This is a genomic window from Pseudomonas cremoricolorata (genome assembly GCF_000759535.1).
Taxonomy (GTDB): Bacteria; Pseudomonadota; Gammaproteobacteria; order Pseudomonadales; family Pseudomonadaceae; genus Aquipseudomonas; species Aquipseudomonas cremoricolorata_A.
Window position 1 is genome coordinate 4,570,623 of record NZ_CP009455.1, and the last position, 22,032, is coordinate 4,592,654.

The 22,032-nt window shown below is 60.1% G+C and carries 13 protein-coding genes; 4 read left to right on the forward strand and 9 right to left on the reverse strand.

Going from position 1 to position 22,032, the window contains the following annotated elements; translation table 11 throughout:
- Nucleotides 1-4: 4 nt before the first annotated feature.
- From LK03_RS20635 to LK03_RS20645, 3 genes are all read right to left on the reverse strand, one after another.
- On the reverse strand, nucleotides 5-784 hold the full coding sequence (locus LK03_RS20635; protein WP_038414386.1) for an ABC transporter permease: 780 nt from the start codon (nucleotides 782-784) through the stop codon (nucleotides 5-7).
- On the reverse strand, nucleotides 781-1,713 hold the full coding sequence (locus tag LK03_RS20640) for an ABC transporter ATP-binding protein (RefSeq protein WP_038414387.1): 933 nt from the start codon (nucleotides 1,711-1,713) through the stop codon (nucleotides 781-783). Before LK03_RS20640 ends, LK03_RS20635 begins: the two co-directional genes overlap by 4 nt.
- Nucleotides 1,714-1,855: 142 nt before the next feature.
- A complete protein-coding gene (locus LK03_RS20645; RefSeq protein WP_038414388.1) occupies nucleotides 1,856-2,479 on the reverse strand; it encodes a glutathione S-transferase in 624 nt (207 codons plus the stop codon).
- Between the two features lie 203 nt (nucleotides 2,480-2,682).
- Between LK03_RS20645 and LK03_RS20650 the strand changes: the two genes are divergently transcribed.
- Nucleotides 2,683-5,130, forward strand: coding sequence for an acyl-CoA dehydrogenase (locus LK03_RS20650; protein ID WP_038414389.1), 2,448 nt, complete (start codon nucleotides 2,683-2,685; stop codon nucleotides 5,128-5,130).
- 38 nt (nucleotides 5,131-5,168) lie between these two features.
- Here the strand turns inward: LK03_RS20650 and LK03_RS21650 are convergent, their stop codons facing one another.
- A complete protein-coding gene (locus LK03_RS21650) occupies nucleotides 5,169-6,692 on the reverse strand; it encodes a hypothetical protein (protein ID WP_049870580.1) in 1,524 nt (507 codons plus the stop codon).
- Nucleotides 6,693-6,839: 147 nt separating this feature from the next.
- Here LK03_RS21650 and LK03_RS20660 point away from each other — a divergent pair, with 147 nt between their 5' ends.
- The 3 genes from LK03_RS20660 (at nucleotide 6,840) to LK03_RS20670 (ending at nucleotide 8,943) form a co-directional block, all read left to right on the forward strand.
- Nucleotides 6,840-7,232 (forward strand): PA2817 family protein, encoded by a 393-nt coding sequence (locus tag LK03_RS20660; protein ID WP_038414864.1) that lies wholly within the window; start codon nucleotides 6,840-6,842, stop codon nucleotides 7,230-7,232.
- 374 nt (nucleotides 7,233-7,606) lie between these two features.
- Nucleotides 7,607-8,146: a fimbrial protein gene (locus tag LK03_RS20665; protein WP_038414390.1), complete on the forward strand. Its 540-nt coding sequence runs from the start codon at nucleotides 7,607-7,609 to the stop codon at nucleotides 8,144-8,146.
- Between the two features lie 71 nt (nucleotides 8,147-8,217).
- Complete coding sequence (locus LK03_RS20670) at nucleotides 8,218-8,943, forward strand: fimbrial biogenesis chaperone (protein ID WP_081951684.1); 726 nt, start codon at nucleotides 8,218-8,220, stop codon at nucleotides 8,941-8,943.
- Between the two features lie 14 nt (nucleotides 8,944-8,957).
- Here LK03_RS20670 and LK03_RS20675 read toward each other — a convergent pair whose 3' ends face one another.
- The 5 genes from LK03_RS20675 to LK03_RS20695 form a co-directional block, all read right to left on the reverse strand.
- A complete protein-coding gene (locus tag LK03_RS20675) occupies nucleotides 8,958-10,409 on the reverse strand; it encodes a hypothetical protein (protein ID WP_240478633.1) in 1,452 nt (483 codons plus the stop codon).
- 411 nt (nucleotides 10,410-10,820) lie between these two features.
- Nucleotides 10,821-13,013: an autotransporter outer membrane beta-barrel domain-containing protein gene (locus LK03_RS20680; protein ID WP_049870581.1), complete on the reverse strand. Its 2,193-nt coding sequence runs from the start codon at nucleotides 13,011-13,013 to the stop codon at nucleotides 10,821-10,823.
- Nucleotides 13,014-13,161: 148 nt separating this feature from the next.
- Nucleotides 13,162-15,159, reverse strand: coding sequence for a hypothetical protein (locus LK03_RS20685; RefSeq protein WP_038414391.1), 1,998 nt, complete (start codon nucleotides 15,157-15,159; stop codon nucleotides 13,162-13,164).
- A gap of 205 nt (nucleotides 15,160-15,364) precedes the next feature.
- Nucleotides 15,365-19,138: an RHS repeat protein gene (locus LK03_RS20690; protein ID WP_049870582.1), complete on the reverse strand. Its 3,774-nt coding sequence runs from the start codon at nucleotides 19,136-19,138 to the stop codon at nucleotides 15,365-15,367.
- 64 nt (nucleotides 19,139-19,202) lie between these two features.
- A complete protein-coding gene (locus tag LK03_RS20695; protein WP_038414393.1) occupies nucleotides 19,203-22,031 on the reverse strand; it encodes a hypothetical protein in 2,829 nt (942 codons plus the stop codon).
- Between the last annotated feature and the right edge of the window lies 1 nt (nucleotide 22,032).

The following is a 22,032-nucleotide window of genomic DNA, read 5'->3' on the forward strand; positions in this document are numbered from 1 at the left end:
AGCATCACGCACGCATGCCGCGGCCGCCCACCAGCAAGCGGATGCACAGCACGTAGAGCACCACGGTGGCCAGCAGCATGAAGGTGATGGCCGTGCCGATCTGGATGTCGGAAACGCCGAGGATGCCGTAGCGGAACGAGTTGACCATGTGCAGGACCGGGTTGGCCAGCGACACGGTCTGCCAGAACGGCGGCAGCAGCTTGATCGAGTAGAACACGCCGCCCAGGTAGGTCAGGGGCGTCAGCACGAAGGTCGGAATGATCGAAATGTCGTCGAAATTACGCGCGAACACAGCGTTGACGAAGCCCAGCAGCGAAAAGATGGTCGCTGTCAGTAGCACCACGACGATCGTCACGCCCAGGTGATGCACCTGCAGATGGGTGAAGAAGAACGACAGCAAAGTAACGATGATGCCCACTGCCAGCCCACGCAGCACACCGCCCAGTACATAACCGATGAGGATGGTGTGCGGCGATACCGGCGAAACCATCAGTTCTTCGATCGAGCGCTGGAACTTGGCGCCGAAGAAGCTCGACACCACGTTGCCATAGGCGTTGGTGATCACCGACATCATGATCAACCCAGGCACGATGTACTCCATGTACGTGAAGCCGCCCATGTCGCCGATCTGCCGGCCGATCAGGTTCCCGAAGATGACGAAGTACAAGACCATGGTGATCGCCGGCGGCAGCAAGGTCTGCGGCCAGATACGCAGAAAACGGCGTATCTCGCGATATACGATGGTATTGAGGGCGACCCAGTTGGTGCTCAGTTCCACGCTCATACGGCCACCTTCGACAGGTTCTTTTCCACCAGTGACACGAACAGTTCCTCCAGCCGATTGGTCTTGTTGCGCAGGCTCTGCACTTCGATGTTCTGCAGTGCCAGCTGGCCGAACAACGCAGTGATGCCAATGTCCTTCTCGACCTGCACTTCCAGGGTGTGCGGGGTGACCAACCGGCAGGGGTAGCCGTGTAGCGTTGGGGCCGCAGGCAGGTCCTGCTTGAGGTCGAGCAGGAACGTTTCGACATGCAGCTTGCCCAGCAGCTGGCGCATGCTGGTGTTCTCGACGATGGTGCCGTGGTCGATGATGCCGATGTTGCGGCACAGCTGCTCGGCCTCTTCCAGATAGTGCGTGGTGAGGATGATGGTCACGCCTTTCTGGTTCAGCTCGGTGAGGAACGTCCACATGGAGCGGCGCAGTTCGATGTCCACGCCTGCAGTAGGCTCGTCGAGAATCACCAGACGCGGTTCGTGAATCAGCGCACGGGCGATCATCAGGCGGCGCTTCATGCCGCCGGAGAGCGAGCGAGACGGCACATCGCGTTTATCCCACAGTCCCAGTTGAGTGAGGTACTGCTCGGCACGTTCCTTGGCCAGCGCCGGCTTGATGCCGTAGTAACCAGCCTGGGTCACGACGATGTCGAAGGTCTTCTCGAACTGGTTGAAGTTGAACTCCTGCGGCACCACGCCCAGATTGCGCTTGAGCGCCGCCGGTTCACGATCCAGGTCATGCCCGAATACGTTCACGGAGCCACTGGTCTTGTTGACCAGCGTCGACAGGATACCGATGGTAGTGGATTTGCCAGCGCCGTTAGGGCCAAGCAATGCGAAAAAATCGCCTTCGGCAACGTCCAGATCAATGCCCTTTAGGGCCTGGAAGCCGTTGCCGTAGGTCTTGGTCAGCTGTCGGATGGACAGGGCAGAACTCATAGCAGGCCGATACCAAATCAGGAAAGAAAGAAGGCGCCGGGCAATTGGCCGGCGCCGTGAGTGCGAGCATGGTGCTGCGCCATGTCGCGCAAGTACAGTCACGCGTATCGATAGTGACTATCGAACTGGCCGAGGTGTTCGATCAGGTCAGCTCGGTCATCACCGCCGTGCGGTAGGCCGCACGTGCTTGCAGGCGCTGGTACCAGGCTTCGAGATGCGGCATCGATGGCCGTTCGATGGGCAGGCCGAACCAGGCGTAGGCGAAACATCCCAGTGGGATATCGCCCATACCGATGTGGGCACCGGAGAGGTATGGCTGCCGGGCCAGGGCCTGATCGGCGATCGTCAGAAGGCGGGCGCATTGCTCACGCGCGGCGTCGATCGCCGTCCAGTCACGCAGCTCTGGCGCGGTGCGCAGCAGGCCCCAGAACAGCGGCTTGAACGCACCGGCCAGGCTGGAGGTGGTCCAGTCCATCCATTTCTCGGCCAGCGCCCTTTGCGCAGGACTGTCGCTATACCAGCCTTGCTCGCCACCATACTGCGCACAGAGGTAGCGCACGATGACGTTGGACTCCCATAGCGTCAGGTCACCGTCTTCGAGCATCGGCACCAGGCCATTGGGATTTTTGTCGCGGTAATGGGGATCATCGACCACACCGAACGCACCGCCTGCATCGATGGACTGGAACGTCAGGCCCAGCTCATGGGCAATCCACAAGGCCTTGCGTACGTTGCTCGAATTTTTACGACCCCAGATCTTCAACATGCCGACGTCCTTTCAATGGGCAGGCTGGAAGTGTACCCCATCGTCAGGCTCGGCCGCTGGCAGGTACGGGACACCTGAGGCAACGATTGGGACCGAACTCCCTGATACACAACCTGTCACTGCACAGATGACGGTCGTCCACCACAAGCGGGCTAAGCTCTGTGGTTTCGGCTCTACGCCCTGGTTCCACGGAGGAAAGACGTATGTTGCTGTTGTGGCTGGTTGTACTGGTGCTCGGCACCGCCTATCTCGTGCATCGGCGGTTGTCGCCTCTGCAGGTACTGGCCGCAGTGGCCGGGTATACCGTGCTGATGGGCATCTTCAGCACCGCGCCCGGGTGGCTGCTAGTGCTGCTGTGGGTGCTGATCGCCGCGGTGGGTGCACTGTTGCTGCTGCCGGACTGGCGCCGTAAGACGGTCAGCGCGCCGACCTTCAAGTGGGTGCAGCGCACGCTTCCGCCGATGTCGCAGACCGAACGCGAAGCCATCGACGCCGGTACCGTATGGTGGGATGGTCAGTTGTTCAGCGGTCGCCCCGACTGGAACACCCTGCTCGCCTACCCTGCCCCAACCCTCACGGCAGAAGAACAGGCGTTCATCGATGGCCCGACCGAAGCGCTCTGTGCCATGGTCAGCGACTGGCAGATCGGCCAGGACATGGACCTGCCACCGCAAGCCTGGCAGCACATCAAGGAAAACGGCTTCTTCGCCCTGATCATTCCCAAGGAATTCGGCGGCAAAGGGTTCTCGGCCTACGCCCACTCGCAAGTGGCCATGAAGCTCGCGACTCGCAGCGGTGACCTGGCCTCCACGGTGATGGTGCCCAACTCGCTCGGCCCGGCCGAACTGCTGCTGCACTACGGCACCGAAGCGCAGCGCAACCACTACCTGCCGCGCCTGGCCCGCGGCGAAGACATCCCCTGCTTCGCCCTCACCGGCCCGCACGCCGGTTCCGACGCCGGCGCCATGACCGACACCGGTATCATCTGCAAAGGCCAGTGGCAGGGCGAAGAAGTCATCGGCCTGCGCCTGACTTGGGAAAAGCGTTACATCACACTGGGTCCGGTGGCCACCCTGCTCGGCTTGGCGTTCAAGGCCTACGACCCTGAGCACCTTCTGGGCGATCAGGAAGAACTGGGCATCACCCTGGCGCTGATTCCCACCGATACTCCTGGCGTGGAAATCGGCAAGCGCCACTTGCCGCTGGGCGCCGCATTCATGAATGGCCCGAACAGCGGCAAGGACGTGTTCGTGCCATTGGATTTCCTCATCGGCGGCCAGGAGATGCTCGGCAAGGGCTGGATGATGCTGATGAACTGTCTGTCGGTGGGCCGCTCCATTTCTCTGCCGGCCGTGGGCACCGGCGCGGCCAAGTACACCAGCCTGGTCACTGGCCAGTACGCCAACATCCGCGAACAGTTCAATGTGCCTTTGGCCGCATTCGAAGGGATTCAGGAATCGCTGGCGCGCATCGGCGGCAACGCCTGGCTGATGGACAGCGCGCGTCTGCTGACCGCCAAGGCGGTGGACCTTGGCGAAAAGCCCTCGGTGCTGTCGGCCATTCTCAAGTATCACCTCACCGAACGGGGCCGCGAGTGCATCCAGCACGCCATGGACGTGCACGGCGGCAAGGGCATCATCATGGGCCCGAACAACTACCTGGGTCGCAACTGGCAGGGGGCGCCGATCTTCATCACGGTCGAAGGGGCGAACATTCTGTCGCGAAACCTGATGATCTTCGGTCAGGGCGCGATCCGTTGCCATCCCTATGTGTTGAAAGAAATGGCGCTGGCCAGCCGTGAGGACCACGAGCAGGCGCTCAAGGAATTCGATCCCCTGCTGATGCAGCACGTTGGCTTCGCCATCCGTAATGCCGCCAGCAGTCTGGTCCTGAGCCTTGGTCTGGGCCGCTTCGAGCGAGCGCCGGGCGATGCGCTGAGCCAGGGCTACTTCCGCGCGCTCGACCGCCAAGCTGCGGCCTTCGCCATGCTCGCCGACCTGTCGATGATGCTGCTGGGCGGCTCGCTGAAACGCCGCGAGCGTCTCAGCGCGCGCCTAGGCGATGTGCTGAGCTACCTGTATCTGTCTTCATCTGCGCTCAAGCGCTATCACGACCTCGGCTCACCCGAGCACATGCAGCCGTTGCTGCGCTGGGCTATGGAAGAAAGCCTGGGCAAGGCCGAGTATGCGCTGGACCAGTTGCTCGACAACTTCCCCAATCGCTTCGTCGGCGGCGCGCTGCGCGTGCTGGTGTTCCCCTTCGGCCGTCGCCACACCGGACCGAGCGATGAGCTGGATGCCGAAGTGGCTGCGTTGATCGGCCGCAGCAAAGGTGATCCCGCCTTGGAAGAACTCCTTGCCGGTTGCTACAGACCGCAGGCCGAGGGGGATCCGGTGGCAGCGTTGCAGCGGGCCAGTGATCTGCTGGATCAGAATGCATCTGTGCACAAGTCGCTGCGTCAAGCCGTCAGGGACGGCACTGTCAAGGTGCTACCCGGCCAGGCACTGATCGATGCGGCAGTGGACAGTGGCGCACTCTCAGCGAGTGAGGGCCAGCGCTTGAAACAGACGGAGGCGGCACGCAGGATTGTCATCGACGTCGATGCGTTCGACAAACAGGCCATTGCCCATTCCCCTGGGCAGGTGCGCTGACCTGAAAATTGCAGAGGGGCGCGGCTGCGGCCCGCCCTTCATGAGTTGATGTACTCCGCCATCCTTTCAGGCTCTAAAGCAGGCACCGCCATTACCAGGTATGCCCAGTACAGGTAGTTGGCGTCGGGATCCTCAGCCATCACCACGGTGTAAGGCGTTGGCTGACTGGCAGCAGCGGTAAACACACCGCCTGCATCTACGCTGCCATTGCCGAATTTCACCGCCCACTTAACCTTTTCGGCAGGAACTTGGGCCGCCTGGCCTGCGAAACTGGTGTACCACAGCGTCAGGCGTATCTTGCCAGCCTGCACATGGGCCTTGAAGTAATGCGTAGGCTGCGTATAGATCGTCAGAAATGAAGAATTCGCAGTTCGGGAACCGCTCCTGGCAGTGACGACGTCCACGGCGAGTGGAAACGCCTTTGACGAGCGGATCACTGCAGGGACATTGGTCTTGTTGTTCACCTCAAGCATGGCTGCCGAGACCGAGGCATGCGCTGGCTGATAGAACCATTGCCCTGATACGTTCTCAAGCACTCCCACAGCTCCAGCCGCCAACGTGCACTGAGCCACGACTCCAGCCGGCTCGAAGGCCAGCGCCTGCCTCTGGGCACCGGCACTGACCACCCGGAAGGCAGGAGTGATGGTCAATGGAAGCTGCTCGATCTTGCTATCGATCGGGCGGTGCCGCGACGCGATGGAGTCATAACCAGCGACGAAGTATCCGGTAACCGGCCAGAACGCGCCGTGTGAGTAACTCGCCGTCGATGGCGGTACGAAAAGTTGCCCAACCCAATGTCGTTGCAAAGGCGGCATACCGGGTAAAACAACTTCGGGAAAAACCAGTGCCAAGAATGAGATAACGATCTGATCGCTGGCGGTAGTGGCCGGCGGCATATCGGCGCTGATGGCGTGCGGAAGGGAATCGAGCAGGTTGAAATGAATGTCAAGTTCCCCCGCGCGATCCACGAAGTCACCTTGCAACTGATGAAGCAAAGGACTCGCAGAGGGAGCCATCGGATAAAGCACGGAGCATTTGCTACGGTTGTAATACTCGATGAGTGCGGACCAGCTGTAGTTTCCGTCCGAACGTTCGTAAGTTGGCCGACCTGCCCAATGTAGTTTTAGCGCAGGCGGCTCGTTGCGCTGAGTGGCTTCATTCAACTGGTAACGCAAACAGCTGTCAGCCAGTGGCACTTTGATCGACAGACGAGTATCGGAAGGCGGCCAAGTGTCGCGCATCTCCTGAATTTGTCGCCCGCCATGACCGAAGTCTCTCTTCAGGGTGAAAAGGCTGTCCTGAAGGATCCGCTTGCGCAGCGTCACTTCATGCTGGCCGTATTCCATCATGCTGACACCGACGGCTATAGAGCCCGCTTGCCAGGTACCACTCTCGGCGGTTCGGTAATAGTGAACCCGCTCGGTAACCTCCAGGGCGTGTTGCGAAGCATACTGAGCCCACGCACGGTCGAGCCTATCGCGCGTGATTGTCACATAGATGATTGGCAGCTCTGAAGCCGTCGTTGGACTTGCCGATTCGTGCTCAGCGTTATGTTTTGGCATGGGCTGATCCTCGAGAAAGGAGCTCCAAGCAAATCAGGCATGGCGCTGGGCGACAACTGACAGAACAGCCAGTTGACAATGGCGACCTTCACGCCCCCCATTTACCTACGTATACTCGAGGGTTTTCTCGCAGCAGAGTCTATGTCGATGCTCACTCCCAACCTCGAATACCACATGCAATTGCTGCAACACCTGCGCACTATTCTCGTCGCCCTCGACGATGCGCAGTCTATACCCGAGGAGAGCCACCAGCTGTTTCTCGAACGCTTCGACGAGCTGTTGGCGCTCTTGCCAGGCGACCCGCTGCATTCGCAATACCTGGGCCAGGAACTGATTTGCCAGATATTCCTACGCTATCCGCAAATTGCTCATCTGGTGCCGCGCGACCTGCTGTGGTTCTTCGGTGGCGACTGCCTGCACTTCATGCCCGATGAAGAGTTGAATCTCTACCAACAACTCGAAGAGCGCCGCCATGAGGCCGAGCAACAAGGGGAACCTTTTGACTGGCAACAAGAGAAAGCGCTGCTCGGGTCTGTATAAACAGTACTGAGACGACGGTCAGGCAAGGCCGACGGCGGCCTCGCTAAAACAGGCGAAAAAGCGGAGCGCACTGTAGTACGTGAGCATTTCGACCGGGCTGGCGATCCGGGCTGGACGCCCCCGGCTAGGCGCCCCCGGCTGTTTTCAACGCTGTATCACCATGTATCACAGTTTTTCGTACTAAACCTAAGTCGTTACACCACGCCATAACCCCCTTGCCATCCAAAGATCCCCTGGGTCCTACTGACTATTCCTACATAACACTCAGCCTCCCCTTCGCTACTGTGTTCGCCGCTCCCTAACCCGCATTGCCTGGCCTTCCGGAGCGATCAATCCAACCGGGCGTGCGCGAACCAACACGAAGGAAATTCCTCATGAAATGGACTGTACTCACACTCGCTCTGGGATTGGCGAGCAGCACCGCATTTGCAGCGGACGAATCTGGTCAAATCAACTTCTACGGGACTGTATACGCTGGCGGCACATGCCCGATCGAAGTGGTCAATCCTGGTGGGAGTGTCATTCCGCGAGTGACGCTCGGTAATTTCACCACCAAATACTTCTCCAAAGTGGGCGTCTCCACCCCGGAAGTCAGCTTCGCCCTGCGCGTCACTCCTGATACGACGTGCATCATTCCACCCAACAGCAAAGCCAGCATCACCTTCACGCCATTGCATGGTTCGGTCGGCACTGACCTCTACGCGATCCGTCAGGGGGGTGCGTCCGGGCTGGGCATGTCGATCAAAGACGAGCTGCGCGCCAAGATCACCCCAGGCACCGCATCCAAAGACTACGATCTCTATGACAATCGCCCCACCGACCTGAGGTTCTACGCGGCCTACGAGTCGTATCAAGCATCCGTTGGCGACGGCCTGGCGGAGGCTGAGGTCAGCTTCGTGGTATCCCTGCCATAACCGCATCACCAGGTGCATACGTGCGCCTGGTGTCGATTCACCCATCGCTTCGGTCGACTCCCATGCGCTCCATGCCCCCCATTTTCACCAGCCTCGCCTGCGGCTTGCTGCTGCTCGGCAGTGTGTCGAGCGCTCACGCCGCGCTGACGATCAGTCACACTCGAATCATTCACGACAGCGCCAAACGCAGCGCGTCGGTGATCATCGCCAACCCATCGGACAGGACCTTCGCGGCTCAGGCGTGGGTCAATACCGAGGCGGACGATCAAACCACTCCGGTCGCGCTGGTCGCCTCCCCCAGCCTGTTCCGAATCGATCCAGGCAAAGAACAGAGTGTGCAGATCAATGCCCTGCCCAATGACTTGCCACAAGACCGCGAATCACTGTTCTACTTCAATCTGCAGGAAATTCCGCAGACCCAGCCTGGCGATGCACAAAATGCCCTGACCATTGCCCTGCGAACGCGTATCAAGCTGTTCTACCGTCCAAGCATGCTCGGCAAGACACCCCAGGACGGACTCAAGGATCTGACCTGGTCGGTGCAAATGGTGGAGGGCAAAGCGCATCTTGTGGTGGATAACCCTACGCCGTACCACTACACCTTCAACAATGTCGTCGTCAGCAGCGCCAGTACCAGTGAAAGCGTCAACGCCAACAACATGGCGCCACCACTGGGCAGGCAGTCGTACCCCCTGCGCAGCTTCAGCGCTGCGGACGACCTCGAGGTCAGATTCACCACGATCAATGATTACAGCGGTACCTCGGCCGAGCTCACCAGTCCCGTAGCCCGGCAGTGATCTATCGACCCAGATCAGTCGCGCAAGGTCAGGTTCAAGACAGGGAATCTGACCCATGTGGCGCCGTCATCGAAACTGACTTGTGCGACCGTGGTAAAGCGCTCGAGACGCTTCAGGCCGGCCAGGAACGTCTTGGATACGGTGGCCTCATTGCCCACGCCGATTCCATGTTCAGCCTGCCGCTCGGTCACTGCATGGGCCACAAGAACGTGATAGGACGGCGCTTCAGCCCCATTCGCAAGCACACCCGTGACGCTGATGGAAACTCGCTGCCCGGCCTGTATGAACGGCCAGGTACCTAGGGTGATCGGCACGTTCGCAGGTGCCGTCGCCAGGCTGAAGCCGGTTGCGCTGGCACCCGTCAGGCTGGGCTGGGGCAAGCCTCGGGACAACGCCTTGACAGTCAGCTCGATTGGGGTGGAAACGCTGGTACGCCCGTCCTCGACCAAGGTGTAGCCCAGGCGAATTGTCCGCTTGCTTTGCGCCAGGACTTTGTCCAGGGGAATTTCGTAATGGCGCTCACCATTCGGATGCTCGGTGCGCGTGCAATAGTAATCGGCACTTCCGGGAATGCCCCACTCCACCGTGAGGGTCTCTTCAGGATAGATGACCACGCAGGCTGGCACCTGGACGAGCAATGGCGGGGAAAAGTCATCCAGGTTCAACGTGAGCCGACCGCCTGCTCCGGCTGCCTGTGCGACATCCAGTCCGGGCAGGATCCGTGGGGCCGGTAGCGCCGCAATGCTGAGTACGGCAGGCCTTGAACGTGGGCTCAGGTTTCCGGCGCGATCGCGGATCTGGTAATGCACATAGCGCTCACCGTCTTCGCGTTCGCGGATCAACTCACCTTCGAAGGCGATTAACAGCGGCTTGCCAATATCGTGGATGGTCAGCTCGCGCTCACCGGCCTTCTGATTGGCGAACGGACGCGTGTCCCAGTAATAAATCAGCTTATCGCCCGCCGAGGCCTGCGCGTAAGCCGGTACCGCGCCCAGCAGGATGTCGTCATGTTGCTCCAGGTAACGTTCCGTTACCTCATGAGTGTCGAACTGCAGCTCGCCCTCGTCCCCACCCAGTGTCGGTGCGATCCGATCAACAGTCAAAAGCAATGGCTGCGACGCAGTCACCACACCGTTGTAGATTTGCACCTCGTAGGTCACGGTGGCCTGGCCATCGACGAGATAGCTTACAGGAACATCAATGTAGAGATCGGCGGGTCGAATGGTGTCATCCCAGCTCTTCTCGCCCACTGGCTGATCGTTCCAGTACAGCGTGAGCCGTTCGGGCGTATCGGGTGTAGGACGCGAGTTGAGCCAGGGCAGCACGCTCAAGCGCAAGGGCTGGGACAGCGCGGTCACGGGCAGGAGATTGACACTCCCACCGGGAATATCCGGTAGTGCGTCGCCAGAAATTGCCGGCGCGAGCGCCAGCGTGCTTGTCGCATGATTGCTCGACGCTTTGCTCATGATTATCCACCCTCCAGGCACAAGCGCTATCGAAAAAGCAAAAGCGTTGGGCCGACGCCAGTCAATCAAGAACATGCAGAAGCCGACAATCCGGCGCTGCACTGAGCCCGCTTCTGCACTGCTGAATGGGCAGCATCAGGCATTGGCCTTGACGTATTGATTCGCCTGACCTGTACACCCGTCAGGGTCCTTTGGCAGCCATCGCAGGTCAGCCTGAGCCGACGATGGGCGCAGGCTGAGATGCCATTCGCTCAGGCAAGCCGCAGGATCGGCCATGGCTCAAGCTCATCACCGCACCTGGCCGTGCAGTCGAGGCCTGGAGGTCCAAGCGGCTTCAGCATGGCGTGGAGGTGGGGCTGCTGCCACTGCCCAAGCGAGTCGAGGCAGGCACGCACTTGTTTGTTCCAACCGCTACCAGCGGTACTGCAGGCCAAGGTTTGCCCCCCACGGCTGCTCGATCTTGTCTCCGTTGGCGTAGTCGAAATCAGCGTGCAGTTGCAACCGCTCGGACAACCCCACTGCGATACCGGCCCCAACCTCACCGCGAGAGCCGGACAAATCGTTGTCGAACCGATTCTCGTTGACCTGGATCTCGTTGTCTGTGACGAATTCGTGGGCATAAGCAAGGCGCACGTACGGCTGGACGAACCGCCCGCCGCCAAGGTCGAGCGTGCGTCCCAGCGTGGCGCCTACCTTGCCCAGCACTGAATGAGTATCGTCGCCTTTGGCCTGCAAGCCGTTGTCCAGATGGTAGTCCTTGCCACCGATCGTCACTGCCGACCACTGTGTGAACGGCTCTAGGAAATAGCCATCATCGAGCTGGATGTGGCGGCCCAGCTCCAGCGAGACGCCCACGCCGAGGTTGCTGTACTCGCTCTTGGTCCGCTGACCATCGCTGAGCGATACCTTGGCACTGTTGTCGAAATGGTTGAACTTGATCGTACTGTCGAAGTAATAACCGGTCTGCGCATCCAGCCAAGTGCCGTACAGTCCTATATAGGAACTCTTGACCTGCGCGGTAGCACCGCGAATCAGGTCGAGCTCCGACGAACTGTGTCCGGCCATCACCCCCAGCAGCCATTGCCCATCGCCTGCGGGCAATGGCGCATCCGCTCCCAGTGAAAATCCTTGTTGCACCTGCTGGTAAGGACTGCCAGCGGCATCGGAGACGTTGTATTTGTTGCCATATGCCCTGGCCCAGGCACCTGCCTTGCCCTGATCGCGACGAACTTCGCCCATCCGTCCGCGCAATGACGTCAATTCGCCATACCACACGGTGGGCGCGGTGTTGAACAACGCGAGGACCGAGGCTGTGCCTGGACTGATCACCTTGCTCAAGCCGTCGAGGAACCAGCCATTGCCACGCTGCACCAGTTCATAGGAAAACGCGCCCAGATCGACTGGACCGTTCAGCAAAGAGAACTGGGCATCACCTGCCCCAACACGGACCACCTGCAACTGGCTTTCAGCGACTGGATCGGCCCCACTGCTGCCGACCAATAACGCATGATTCCCGGTGGCAGTCCCGGTCACGTCGAGAAAATCGGTCTGCCCGGTGCTGAAGTCGGCGTCCATGATGAACGTGCCCGCGCCTGCCAACGTGCCGACAGTCAGGCGTTGATACTGACCAGGCTCGCCAAATCGGATGGAGCTGCCGTTGATCGCCAGGCTACCGAGTTGGCTGTCCTCGACCATGGTCCACTGCGAATCGTTGGTCAACGTCAGGCCCGCGACGTTGTCGAGGCGACCGACGAGACTGGCACGGTTATCCAGAACCAGATTCGCAGTGGACCCAGCCTCGGCGCGTACGTCACCGGACAGCGCACTGTTATCCACCGTCATCAGGGCGCTGGAGTTGCCTACTACTTCGAGCAGTACGCCGTTGCTGCCAATTAAGGTCGAACCGGCCCCAACCAGGATTTGCGCTTGAGCCGGACCAATCAGCGAGTTGCCCACCAGGATGGCCGAGCCATTCTTGCCTTCGACCTGCGAGCCAAGCAAGTTCACCTTGGCAGACTCTGCGAACTCACTATCGGCGAACAGGTGCAGACCCTCGCTGGCGCCGGTCAGTTTACTGCCCTCTGCCTCCAGACGGGCATTGCCGAACAGAACGGCCGACGCCGCGGTGCCCGAGCCAATGAGCTCACTGTTGCGCAGCGTCAGGCTGGACGCGCCGGACACCAGCGCTCCCCCGGATCGGCCTTCGACGTGGCTGTCATTGATTACCGCTCGCGAGCCGACTGCAACGGTACGGCTCAAGCGAATTCCATAACGATCACTGGTGACACGCGTGTCGCCGCCAAGCGTGGCCTCGGCTCCTGCAGACAGCCTGATGGCATCCGTACCTGTCGCGCTGATGGACGCCTTCTGAGTACCCAGGCGGCCCGTAGCACCCACTTGGATCTGTAGCGTGGTAGCGCCATTGGCCGTCAGCGTCGAACCTGAAGTGACTCTATAGCTGTCCGTGGACGTGGCCGCAGTGATGGTCTTGCTGCCCTCGACGGTAGTGAGGCCATACGCCTGACAGCACGTGACGAGCAGCGCAGGTCCGACGAACAGGCATTGTGCCAACGGATTGAGTAGAACGAATCGGGTCAAGGGCATAGATGGCTACCTCGGTCATGCCATGTGGAAATCATGACCGGCTAGCCAGTCGCGGGGGAGCTTACAAACATTAAAGGCAGCTTCATGTAGGAAAAATCCCCACTTCCTCAAGCTGCGCCTGAGCCCCGACGGAACGATCTCGTTTTCCTTACGGCCGCAAAGGACAACTGCCGCTGGCATCGTGCATGGAAACGATGGCCTCGAGCTGTTTCGATACGATGGTCTTGCCATTGAGGTCGAAGCGGTAGGTGACCCTTCCTCGACCGTCGTGGTCGGTCGGATGGAAGGAGTAGATCGGCAGCACATGGTCGGTGTAGGGCACTCGCCAGACAAAGCCCTTGACGGTCGTGGCATCGAGCTTGATCGAATCGGAGAAGCTCGCGTTGGGAATGGCGGTTTCACCCGCGAAGCCGTGCACCGCGCTCCATTCCATCGTCAGATCGGCACCCGCCGCGACGCCATATTCCGTCAGATCCGGAACCTGGACCCTGATCGCCGGGTCGCCTGGACCAACCGGGTCGGCATACAGCGCCCTGCAGGTCAGCCAGCCCACTGGAGCGCTGGTGTTGGCCCCGAGAAACTCGGCAGCTTCAGGCCTCAGCACGTTCGCGTCGACCGTGACATCCGTGCTCGGCGAATGCACCGAGTTGGGATTGCCGGCACGAGCGACGGTGTAATGAACCTTGAAGTTACCATTGCCAACCGCGATGTAGGACCAGGGAATCTCCCGCTCGATCTCGTTACCCAAATCGCCGCTCTTGACGACGTAGTCCGCTTCACTGACAGGCGTATCGGCCCAATGAAACGAGAGGGTATCCCCTTCCTTGAGCGCAGCGTCGACAGTGACTTTCAGCGTTGCAGGCTCATTCTCGTCAGCATCGGTCAATTCATTTTTAAGGGTCGGGGTGGACTTGCCGTAGACCTCGGCCAATGCCAGCCGCGGGTTCACCGGATCGGGCCATTCCGGATCAGGGTTAGGTCCTACCGGACCCAGCCGCTCAAGATTGACTTCAATGTCGATCGTCTTGGTGCCTTGCGCCACCGTTCCGCGGCGCACCTTGTAGTGCACCGTAGTGGTGACATTGCCGGTGCTCGCGGTGCCGTACTGCTCCCACAACAAACTTGGCGCCAGATCGAAGACCAGGGGAAACTTGGCGTTGCTTCCGATCTCGCGCCACTCCAGCACGTGTGAGCCCCACGTCACCTGAATCTGGTCGGTGGACTTCCAATGATCGAAAGCCGGAATCTCGACCGTCACACCCGCCCAGGCATCCGCCTGATCGATCAAACCATCGCTGGCCAGGGGCACTTGCGGGTCTTGCAGGTTGGCCGGCAGCGCTCCAAGCGCAACGCCGACTGCCGTAGGCAGCGAAGGAAGGCTGCTGTTGCCCGCCTTATCAATCAGGACATAAAACGCCGTCAGTCCACCGTCACCGCCACTGTCGATGACACTCGCCGGCACCGCCAGGTTCTGCGGCAATGTCCCTACTGCGGTAACCCCTGCCGGGGTCAGGCCGGTCAAGTCTTCCGGAAGGCTTTCGAGCCAATACCAGGCAACCTGATCGCCCGCAGCCTTGTCAGGGTAATCCGGCAAGACAACCGTGACCGCATTCTTGTTCGCATCGGTCACATCAGCCACGTCTGGAAACTTGACCGGAAAGTTACGTGGTGGCGAGTTGGCACCGTAGGGCGCGATGCGGTCGAATATCAGTCTCAGGTGTAGTGAATCGTTCTCGGAGCCGTTGTAGGTCACCACGGTGTAGTGAAACGCGTGTGCGCCCTCACCCCAAGACTTTATGCTGTCTTTATCAACGGTATAGGCCAGCGGAAACGAACCTGCATCGTCTCGATCGTAAGTATTGGTGAACAGCACTTCTTGAACGCCACTGGCGGGCGTATGAAAGATCGTCAGCTCATCGGTCATGCCCGGTGGCGCGAACGACCAGCCCGGAATATGAATGACCAGCGCCTTGTCGTCGTCGCGCAATACCGCACTCTTGACGGTGTTGTCTGATTGGTCAGCGAGTAAATCGTTACCGATGCTCGGAGCATCGACAGCCCTACCTGCGCTGCGCTGCGCACGGGTCAACCGCTGATTGCGCCGCGCCTGTTCGGCGCTGACGGTCGCTTGCATACTCTTGTTCATGTCCTGATCCTTGCGTAATGGTTACGTCCAGGGGGAACGCTATTGATTACGGAGCGAAGTCGGGGCTTGACGCATTGAACCGTTGGCAGACGATCGTCACAACTGGCATTTTTATCAGGTCGACAGCGCGATCATCGCTTCGCAATGCAAGGCCCGGAAGGCCTGCGCACGCACAGGCCTTCACGTCCGAATAGCGAGCGGAACTTCAGGGGTTGACGGATCTGCTGTGCATGTCTGCTGACAGATCGAGGCCCACTTGCGTGGCCAGACGGTCCAGGGGGTCGTAGCCATAGGTCGCGCCCCGCGCCTCGGAGCTATCATCGACACGAACCAGACGACCAAGGGCATCGTATTCGAGCACCCGCCCCTGATCGTCACAGGTCATGTTGCCGTCGGCGTCATACTTGAGTGCCACAACGCGCGGTTGTGCCTCCAGGCCGTTGATGATGATCCCAGTGAGTTGCGCCGGATCATCGGCATTCTCGAACTGATAACGGGCGTCGACTGTGCCACCATCGAATAGCGTGCGCACGCGAGTGATGTTGTCCAGAGCATCCAAGGTAAAACGCTGGCCCTGTATCGGCTTGCCGAACGGATCGACGGGCCGGTAATCGTCTTCGCCTTCGCAGCGGTAATCGACCAGTCGACCGCGTTTATCGTAACTGTAAGTCTCCTTGCGCAGCAGCCGATCACCTTCGCAGAGCGTCTTGGTCTCCATCGCATCGACCGCGTCGTAGGTCTGGTTCAGTGTCTGGACGCAGTCTGTGAAGTCGAAACGACGAAGCGTTTCGCGCTCGAACTCGTCATATTCCAAGGTCGTTTCCAGGCTGCGGCGGCTGCCGTCATCATCACAGGTCTCGGTGAAGATGCGCCGGGTGCGGCCCAGCTCATCGTACTCGAAGGTGCTCGCCACAGTACCCAGCGCGGTTTGCACCAGTTGTCCCAAGGGGTTGTAGTGGTAAGACTGAATGCTGCCTAACACATCGGTATAACTCAGCAAACGCCCTTGCAAGCTGTGCAGGTAATGCATGGTGTAGTCGGTGTCGCCTTGCCCACGCATTTCTTTGCGAAGCTGGCCAGTACTGAAGTATTCCCGCTCCAGAACCTCATCCTGCTCGACACAGCGAAGCAGTCGAGCGTTTTGCGGATCGTATTCATACTCGGCCTCTACACCTGAATCGATCAGTGCACGCTGCAGCGGCTCCTCGCCCAATTGCGGGAGATAGACGTACTTGATCGTGTTGCCGCGCGGGGTGATGACCTGCTGCGGTTGGCGCTGACCTTGAGCATAGAGGTAGGTACGCTCACGCCCCCCTGTGATCGACGTGACCATACGGTCCAAGCCATCGAATCCCTGCTCGCCCAGGACGCTATGGACGCCTTTGTCGACCACCTTGATCAATACAGGAAGATCATCCGGGCTATGGGGGGCATAGTCGCGGTGAACGACGGCGGCATCGGCGAGCGTGTGATCGCTCAAGCGGTCGAATTCGTCGTAGGTGAACGAGGTTTGCGCCCCGCGCCCGTCGACTTCCCGCGCCGTACGGCCGAAACCATCGTAAAAATACTGGTGCAAGCTGATACGTGGGACGTTGTCGTCCCAACTGAAGCGCTCGACCTGGCTGGGCTTGTCGAAACGGTTGAGCCAGGTGACGGTTTTCCCGGTTCGCAGTTGACCATCTGCCGAACTACGCCATTGGGTAAGGATGGGGCCGTTGGAGTCGACGGTGCCGATCGGATCGTTTTGCGTATAGCTACGAACGCCATCGGCGCCGATCTCGCAATACTGCTGCCCCCAACCGTCGTACTCGAAGGCGCGGCGCAATGGCAATTCACTCAGCGCCAGCCAGTCATGTTCGGTTTCTTCGGTCAGTCGACCCAGGGCGTCGTACGCTGCGGTATAGACAAGGCGTTGTGCCTGTCGGGCCTGCGCCGACAAGCCGTAGTCAGGGTCCTGACGGGTGCGACGGACCACGCGATTGAGCCCATCGACGTAGGTCCAGCTGGTGACGCCCTTGACGTCTTGTTCGACCTGCACGGCCTGGCTGCCATCAGTCGACAGATGATAACTGTAGTGACGCGTAGCCGTGTAGCGCTCATCGTTAGGGGAAACGGTTTCGCGGATGACCCGTCGCAGCTCGTCGTAGGCATAGGCGATCTGCACTTCATTATCGTCATGGTTGAGCAGTGGCAGGCCTGTCAGTACGCACGCTTGCAGGGTAGTGGTCTTCTGCGCATGACGCTGAGTGCCGTCAGCCTGCGCGGTATCGTGGTCGAACCCAGAGACCGTCATGCGTGTCTCGACCGCGGTACGCCCCTCGACCTGGACAAGGTCATACGCATATTCGCTGAGGGTGCGCAAGCCGCCAATGGTGCGCGCTTCGGACAGGCTACGGCCATAGCGCAGCGGATCGCTCACCTCATTCGCGTACTGGGTCTGGGTGTGCGTCAAGCACAGGTCGTCGCTGACCCGGATCAGCGATTGGCTGCTAAGCAGCAGCGTGCCACGCCCGCCATCCAGACCAGGCAGCGCCTCGTAGGTATAGTCGGTGCGTAGTGCTTCAGTGTCCCCCTCGCCCTCGCTCGACGGCATCAGACTGCGAGACTTCAACTGACGAACGAACCCCTCGGGATCGGCCGGACACCCCTCGCTGGGCTCTTTTGGATAGTAGCTCAACACCTCCTTGACACCGCTTGGCTCTACCTGCGCCACGAGGTTGCCATGGCGGTCGTAGTCGGTGCTGACTTGCTCGTCGCGGCGCAGGCCAGTGCCCGATTGGGTCCAGGCGGTGTTGGCCAGATGTGGTAGCTGGAAATGCTCAGGCTGATCTTTGAACGCAAGGTTGGGGACCTCATGGTAGGTCGTCGTGTTGCTCAGGATGCAACCCTCTTCGCGGGTGACCTCGGAGGTGGTCAGGTGGAAGCGGTTGAAGCTGCGCTCGATGGTCCGTGCCGGCTGTTCGTCGCGATACTGGGTTTCGGTCGAGCTGTAAACATAGCTTGTGCCGGTGAATGCATAGAGGTTGTCCAGGCCATTGTCCTGCCAACTGATGCCCGTTCCGTAACCGAGGAAATTGTTCGAGCTGAAGCTATAGCGGGTGTCTTGCACTGGCATGCCCTGGCCAGGCTCGAGTCGATGACGCTTGACGTAAGGCACAGACCTGCCCTGGCCGCCCGGCAGTTTATGACCTTGCTCCTCGTACTCGATGCGCTCGACCGCACCCACCGGCGTCTCGACGGTTTGCAGGCAACGCAGCGCACCGATGGGGCGGTAGGTGAAAGTCCAGCGTGCCCGATCCTGGCTGGGCAGAATGACTGCCGAAAGAGCATCGCCATCGCGCTCCAGGGAGTAGCTAGCGGACGCTGCCGAGTTCGGATTCAGGTGAATCAGCGCTCTGGCGTTGCTGCTGTAGTCGATATGCAGCAAGGTACGCGCCGGCGTACTTTCCTCAACCATGGTAGCCAGGCACGCAACGCCCTTGACGACCTCGTAGGTCAGGCGAATGCCATGCCCCGAGGGGGCCAATACCCGCACGGGCAGCGCCACCTTGTAGTCCGGGGCCTGAGGCTGAAGCAGCTCGACCAGGCCGGATTTGTGCGCGATGCGATAACACAGGGCTTGCTCGTCGCTGACGTTTTCGAACTTGAAACTTTCGATCTTGCGCTCAGGAATGACCGCCGCGTGGCCGGGGCCATTGTCGGAGACCCTGAACTGTTCGCCTGTGTGCAGAGCGAGCATGCCACTGGACGGCACGAACTGGGTCAGGTTCAGGCTCCAGCCGATGCCGAATCCCGAATCTTGTACGTTCAAGGGATTGAAGCCCAGACGCAGCGGCAGTTCAGGACCATTCAACTGGTTGGCGGGCAACTCTGGCAACTCGATGGCCAGGGTGTACTGCCCGGTTCGCGGGTCGACCCCGCCGGCGACGAAGCTGAGAAAGTTGAAGGCATTGGAATGCAAGTAGGAAGTGGTTGCCATGGTATCACTCACGCTTGTCAGGCAGCGCTGCGCCCCGGTGCGTATGGGGCGAGCGCCGGAGGGTTTACTGGAGATTGAGGGTCAGCGAATTTCGGCTGTCGGGGACATTGCCGAAGGTGACCTTGAGCCGGTGTCGGGAGCCATACGTATCGATCAGGGTGAACGACAAGGCTTTATCGAGTTCCAGTCGATAGTTATCGCCATCGCCATCCTGATATTGCCAATGGCTCAGGTTCGAGGTGCGTTCAAGACTCAGTAGCACGGTGCCTGCGGCGACACTCTCCTGCCCCTTGAAACGTCGATCCAGCCCATTCGATTTGACGCGATCTTCGAGCAACAGCAATTCCAGCGAAGCGCCATACTGCATCTCGCGCGAGGCGGGTGCTGCATCGGGATGGCGGCGCGGTTTGAAGGCATAGCCGGTATAGCTACAGTAGGTTTCGTTCTTGTTTTCGCTTTCCCAGCGAATCATCGCCGAGTTGTCCCACTCGATTCCGGCAAACCCGCCCTGCCCTCCGTACAGGGTCCAGTAATCCGTAGTCGAGTGCCAATAGTTGAAGGTATCCCCATTGGTATGATCGAAACCTTTAAGGCTCTCGACTCGTTTTGCCCGCAACACGTAGTTGCCCAGATCGACCTCCGGCGTTGGCACGCCTTCGAGCTCAAGCACCCCGCGCTCCTGATCCTTTATGTCCGAGTAATGCCAACCGTTTCGCTGGTCCTGAAACTTGGCCTTGAAGCGCCTGACCTCCGCCTCGGTCGAGCTGACATAGAAGGTCACCGTACGCCTGGCGTCGGCAGGTGCCACACTGGACTCGAACGGCGGAGCGCCAGAACCGGTGGGCAGGTAGTCATAGCGATTGCGTTGCTTGCTGACTGCCCAACTGTCGCGGTTGGCAGGCAAGTCCGGGTCCAGACCCTCTACGCCCATCGGCAGCACTGGAACTGGCGTACCGTCTTCGTACAGCAACACCAGCGTAGAAAGCTCAAGGTCGCTGACCGGGTCCCACACCGAACCCTCCGCGCCTTCGAATTCTTTGGTTTCCAAGACGATATCAATCCCCACCTGTTGCAAGCCGTTGGCCAGAACCCGGTTGCGATTGGCATTGTTGCGCTTGACGTCGAACAGGTTCAGCTCTTTCCAGCGCTCTTGCGCAGCAGCGATTTGAGCGGGCGGGTTGATCTGATGCTCGATGACCGCAATCCCCGCAAAGCGGTCGTGTACGCCAATGACCACGGTGACATCACCGGGATCGCTACTCGGCGCGGTATACACACCCGTGTTGGCGTCGATGTGGCCTGTACCGACCAGTTGCCAGGTTGCCTGGCCGGGGTACTCAGAGAGGCTGAAGGTCTGCGTGCCCGACGCACCGATGCGCGGCACATGAAACGGCTCGACTGACAACGGTGAGCTGTAGTTGAGGATGACCACTGTCGCATAGCCACTCTCGGAACCTTTGCTGACCTTGATGCGCTGAAGCTCGAACGGCGCAGCCGCGTCCCTGACACTGGGTGTGAACAGCGCTGACTGCGGATCATCAGGATCTCGTTGCAGTTCGCCAAAGCGGTCTCCTTGCAACGACCAAGCCACTCCCTCGGCCGACGAGGCAGTAAGCCGCACCGGCGCCTCGCCTCTGTTCCATAGAATGACCTTCGGCGATATCGCCACGCCTTCGACCGACTCCACTACCACGGCCGAGCGGACCTTGCGCGTGCCAGCCTCGGTCGACTCCGCGCTGATCACCACCACCTGCTGGTCGCCGGTAAAGTCCTGCAGTGCCGAAGCGGTGTAGCGCCCTTGGCCCATCTGGCCGTGGGCGAGTGGGTAGGTCACATTGCGTGCCGACCACTGCCCGACCGCGTGCAGGGTACTCTGCAAGTTCAGTGACTGCCCCGCACTCAGCCCCTTCAACGCCGGCTGCAGCTCAGCGGTGGCCTCGCTGGGGACCACGTCGGCGAACAGAATCAGGTCGTGAGGACAGTGCCGCTCGGTAGGCGCAATCTGATAGGCCCCAGGCAGAATCACGTGGTCAAGGATCCCGGCGTCGAGCCCTTCGACCAAGCTCGAACGCCTTCTGCCAAGCAGCAATGCCGCGTCGTGATAGCCACTGCCATCGTCTTTGTCAGGCAGCAGGTAAGGCAAGGCCTGGGGCGCCACGCCGGCAGCAGGCGAGCCTCGCAGTTGCGCGAGAATCAACAGCGCACCGTCATCTTCGCGAGCGCCACCATTGCCGATATCGGTCGGGGCCTTTTGTACCTGTATCGAGTAGTGCGCGATCGACAACGGATCGGAACCTTCGTGCGAACAGCTCAGCAATGGCACCAAAGGATCACGCCCCCACTGCGTTCGCACCTGATCCAGCAGGAATTCGCCCATTTTCCGTTGCGCGACTTCGGTGCTGCCCAAGGTGCAGCGGGCAGCGGACGCCTGCTGCAGATCAAGCACCACTTGAGTCTGGTTGGCGAACGACACCGTTTGCAGCGTGAGGGGCAGTGTCACTTCCAATCGATAGCCCATACCCTGATGCAGGCTATGGCTTCTCCTGAGCCGCTTTGGCTCGCCTGGCCACTGCGCAATGGAGCTGCAACGGCCTGCGATCAGTTCCAGACTGACGGTCACTTCCCTGGTACTGCCTGAGGCGTGCTTGAACGACAACTGCAACGGGCCGAGCAGCAACTGATCGAATACAAACCTTTCGCTTAGGTTGGCATCCAGGAACCCTTCACCACTGATGGGTGGAATGAACGTATGTGCGGCGAACCCTTCGACGTAGCGCGTGAGCAGGCGTCGATTGAGCGCGTCACGCCCCAGCGCGATGATCGCACCCCAGCCGTGCAGGGCGTCGCCTTTGGCCAACTGGTTGATAAGGTCTTGTTTGGAATGGGTGACCATG

What these genes read in the sequence shown, in the direction of transcription:
- LK03_RS20635 (WP_038414386.1), bottom strand. Translation starts at nt 784, where the DNA reads ATGAGCGTGGAACTGAGCACCAACTGGGTCGCCCTCAATACCATCGTA.
- LK03_RS20640 (WP_038414387.1), bottom strand. Translation starts at nt 1,713, where the DNA reads ATGAGTTCTGCCCTGTCCATCCGACAGCTGACCAAGACCTACGGCAAC.
- LK03_RS20645 (WP_038414388.1), bottom strand. Translation starts at nt 2,479, where the DNA reads ATGTTGAAGATCTGGGGTCGTAAAAATTCGAGCAACGTACGCAAGGCC.
- LK03_RS20650 (WP_038414389.1), top strand. Translation starts at nt 2,683, where the DNA reads ATGTTGCTGTTGTGGCTGGTTGTACTGGTGCTCGGCACCGCCTATCTC.
- LK03_RS21650 (WP_049870580.1), bottom strand. Translation starts at nt 6,692, where the DNA reads ATGCCAAAACATAACGCTGAGCACGAATCGGCAAGTCCAACGACGGCT.
- LK03_RS20660 (WP_038414864.1), top strand. Translation starts at nt 6,840, where the DNA reads ATGCTCACTCCCAACCTCGAATACCACATGCAATTGCTGCAACACCTG.
- LK03_RS20665 (WP_038414390.1), top strand. Translation starts at nt 7,607, where the DNA reads ATGAAATGGACTGTACTCACACTCGCTCTGGGATTGGCGAGCAGCACC.
- LK03_RS20670 (WP_081951684.1), top strand. Translation starts at nt 8,218, where the DNA reads ATGCCCCCCATTTTCACCAGCCTCGCCTGCGGCTTGCTGCTGCTCGGC.
- LK03_RS20675 (WP_240478633.1), bottom strand. Translation starts at nt 10,409, where the DNA reads ATGAGCAAAGCGTCGAGCAATCATGCGACAAGCACGCTGGCGCTCGCG.
- LK03_RS20680 (WP_049870581.1), bottom strand. Translation starts at nt 13,013, where the DNA reads ATGCCCTTGACCCGATTCGTTCTACTCAATCCGTTGGCACAATGCCTG.
- LK03_RS20685 (WP_038414391.1), bottom strand. Translation starts at nt 15,159, where the DNA reads ATGAACAAGAGTATGCAAGCGACCGTCAGCGCCGAACAGGCGCGGCGC.
- LK03_RS20690 (WP_049870582.1), bottom strand. Translation starts at nt 19,138, where the DNA reads ATGGCAACCACTTCCTACTTGCATTCCAATGCCTTCAACTTTCTCAGC.
- LK03_RS20695 (WP_038414393.1), bottom strand. Translation starts at nt 22,031, where the DNA reads ATGGTCACCCATTCCAAACAAGACCTTATCAACCAGTTGGCCAAAGGC.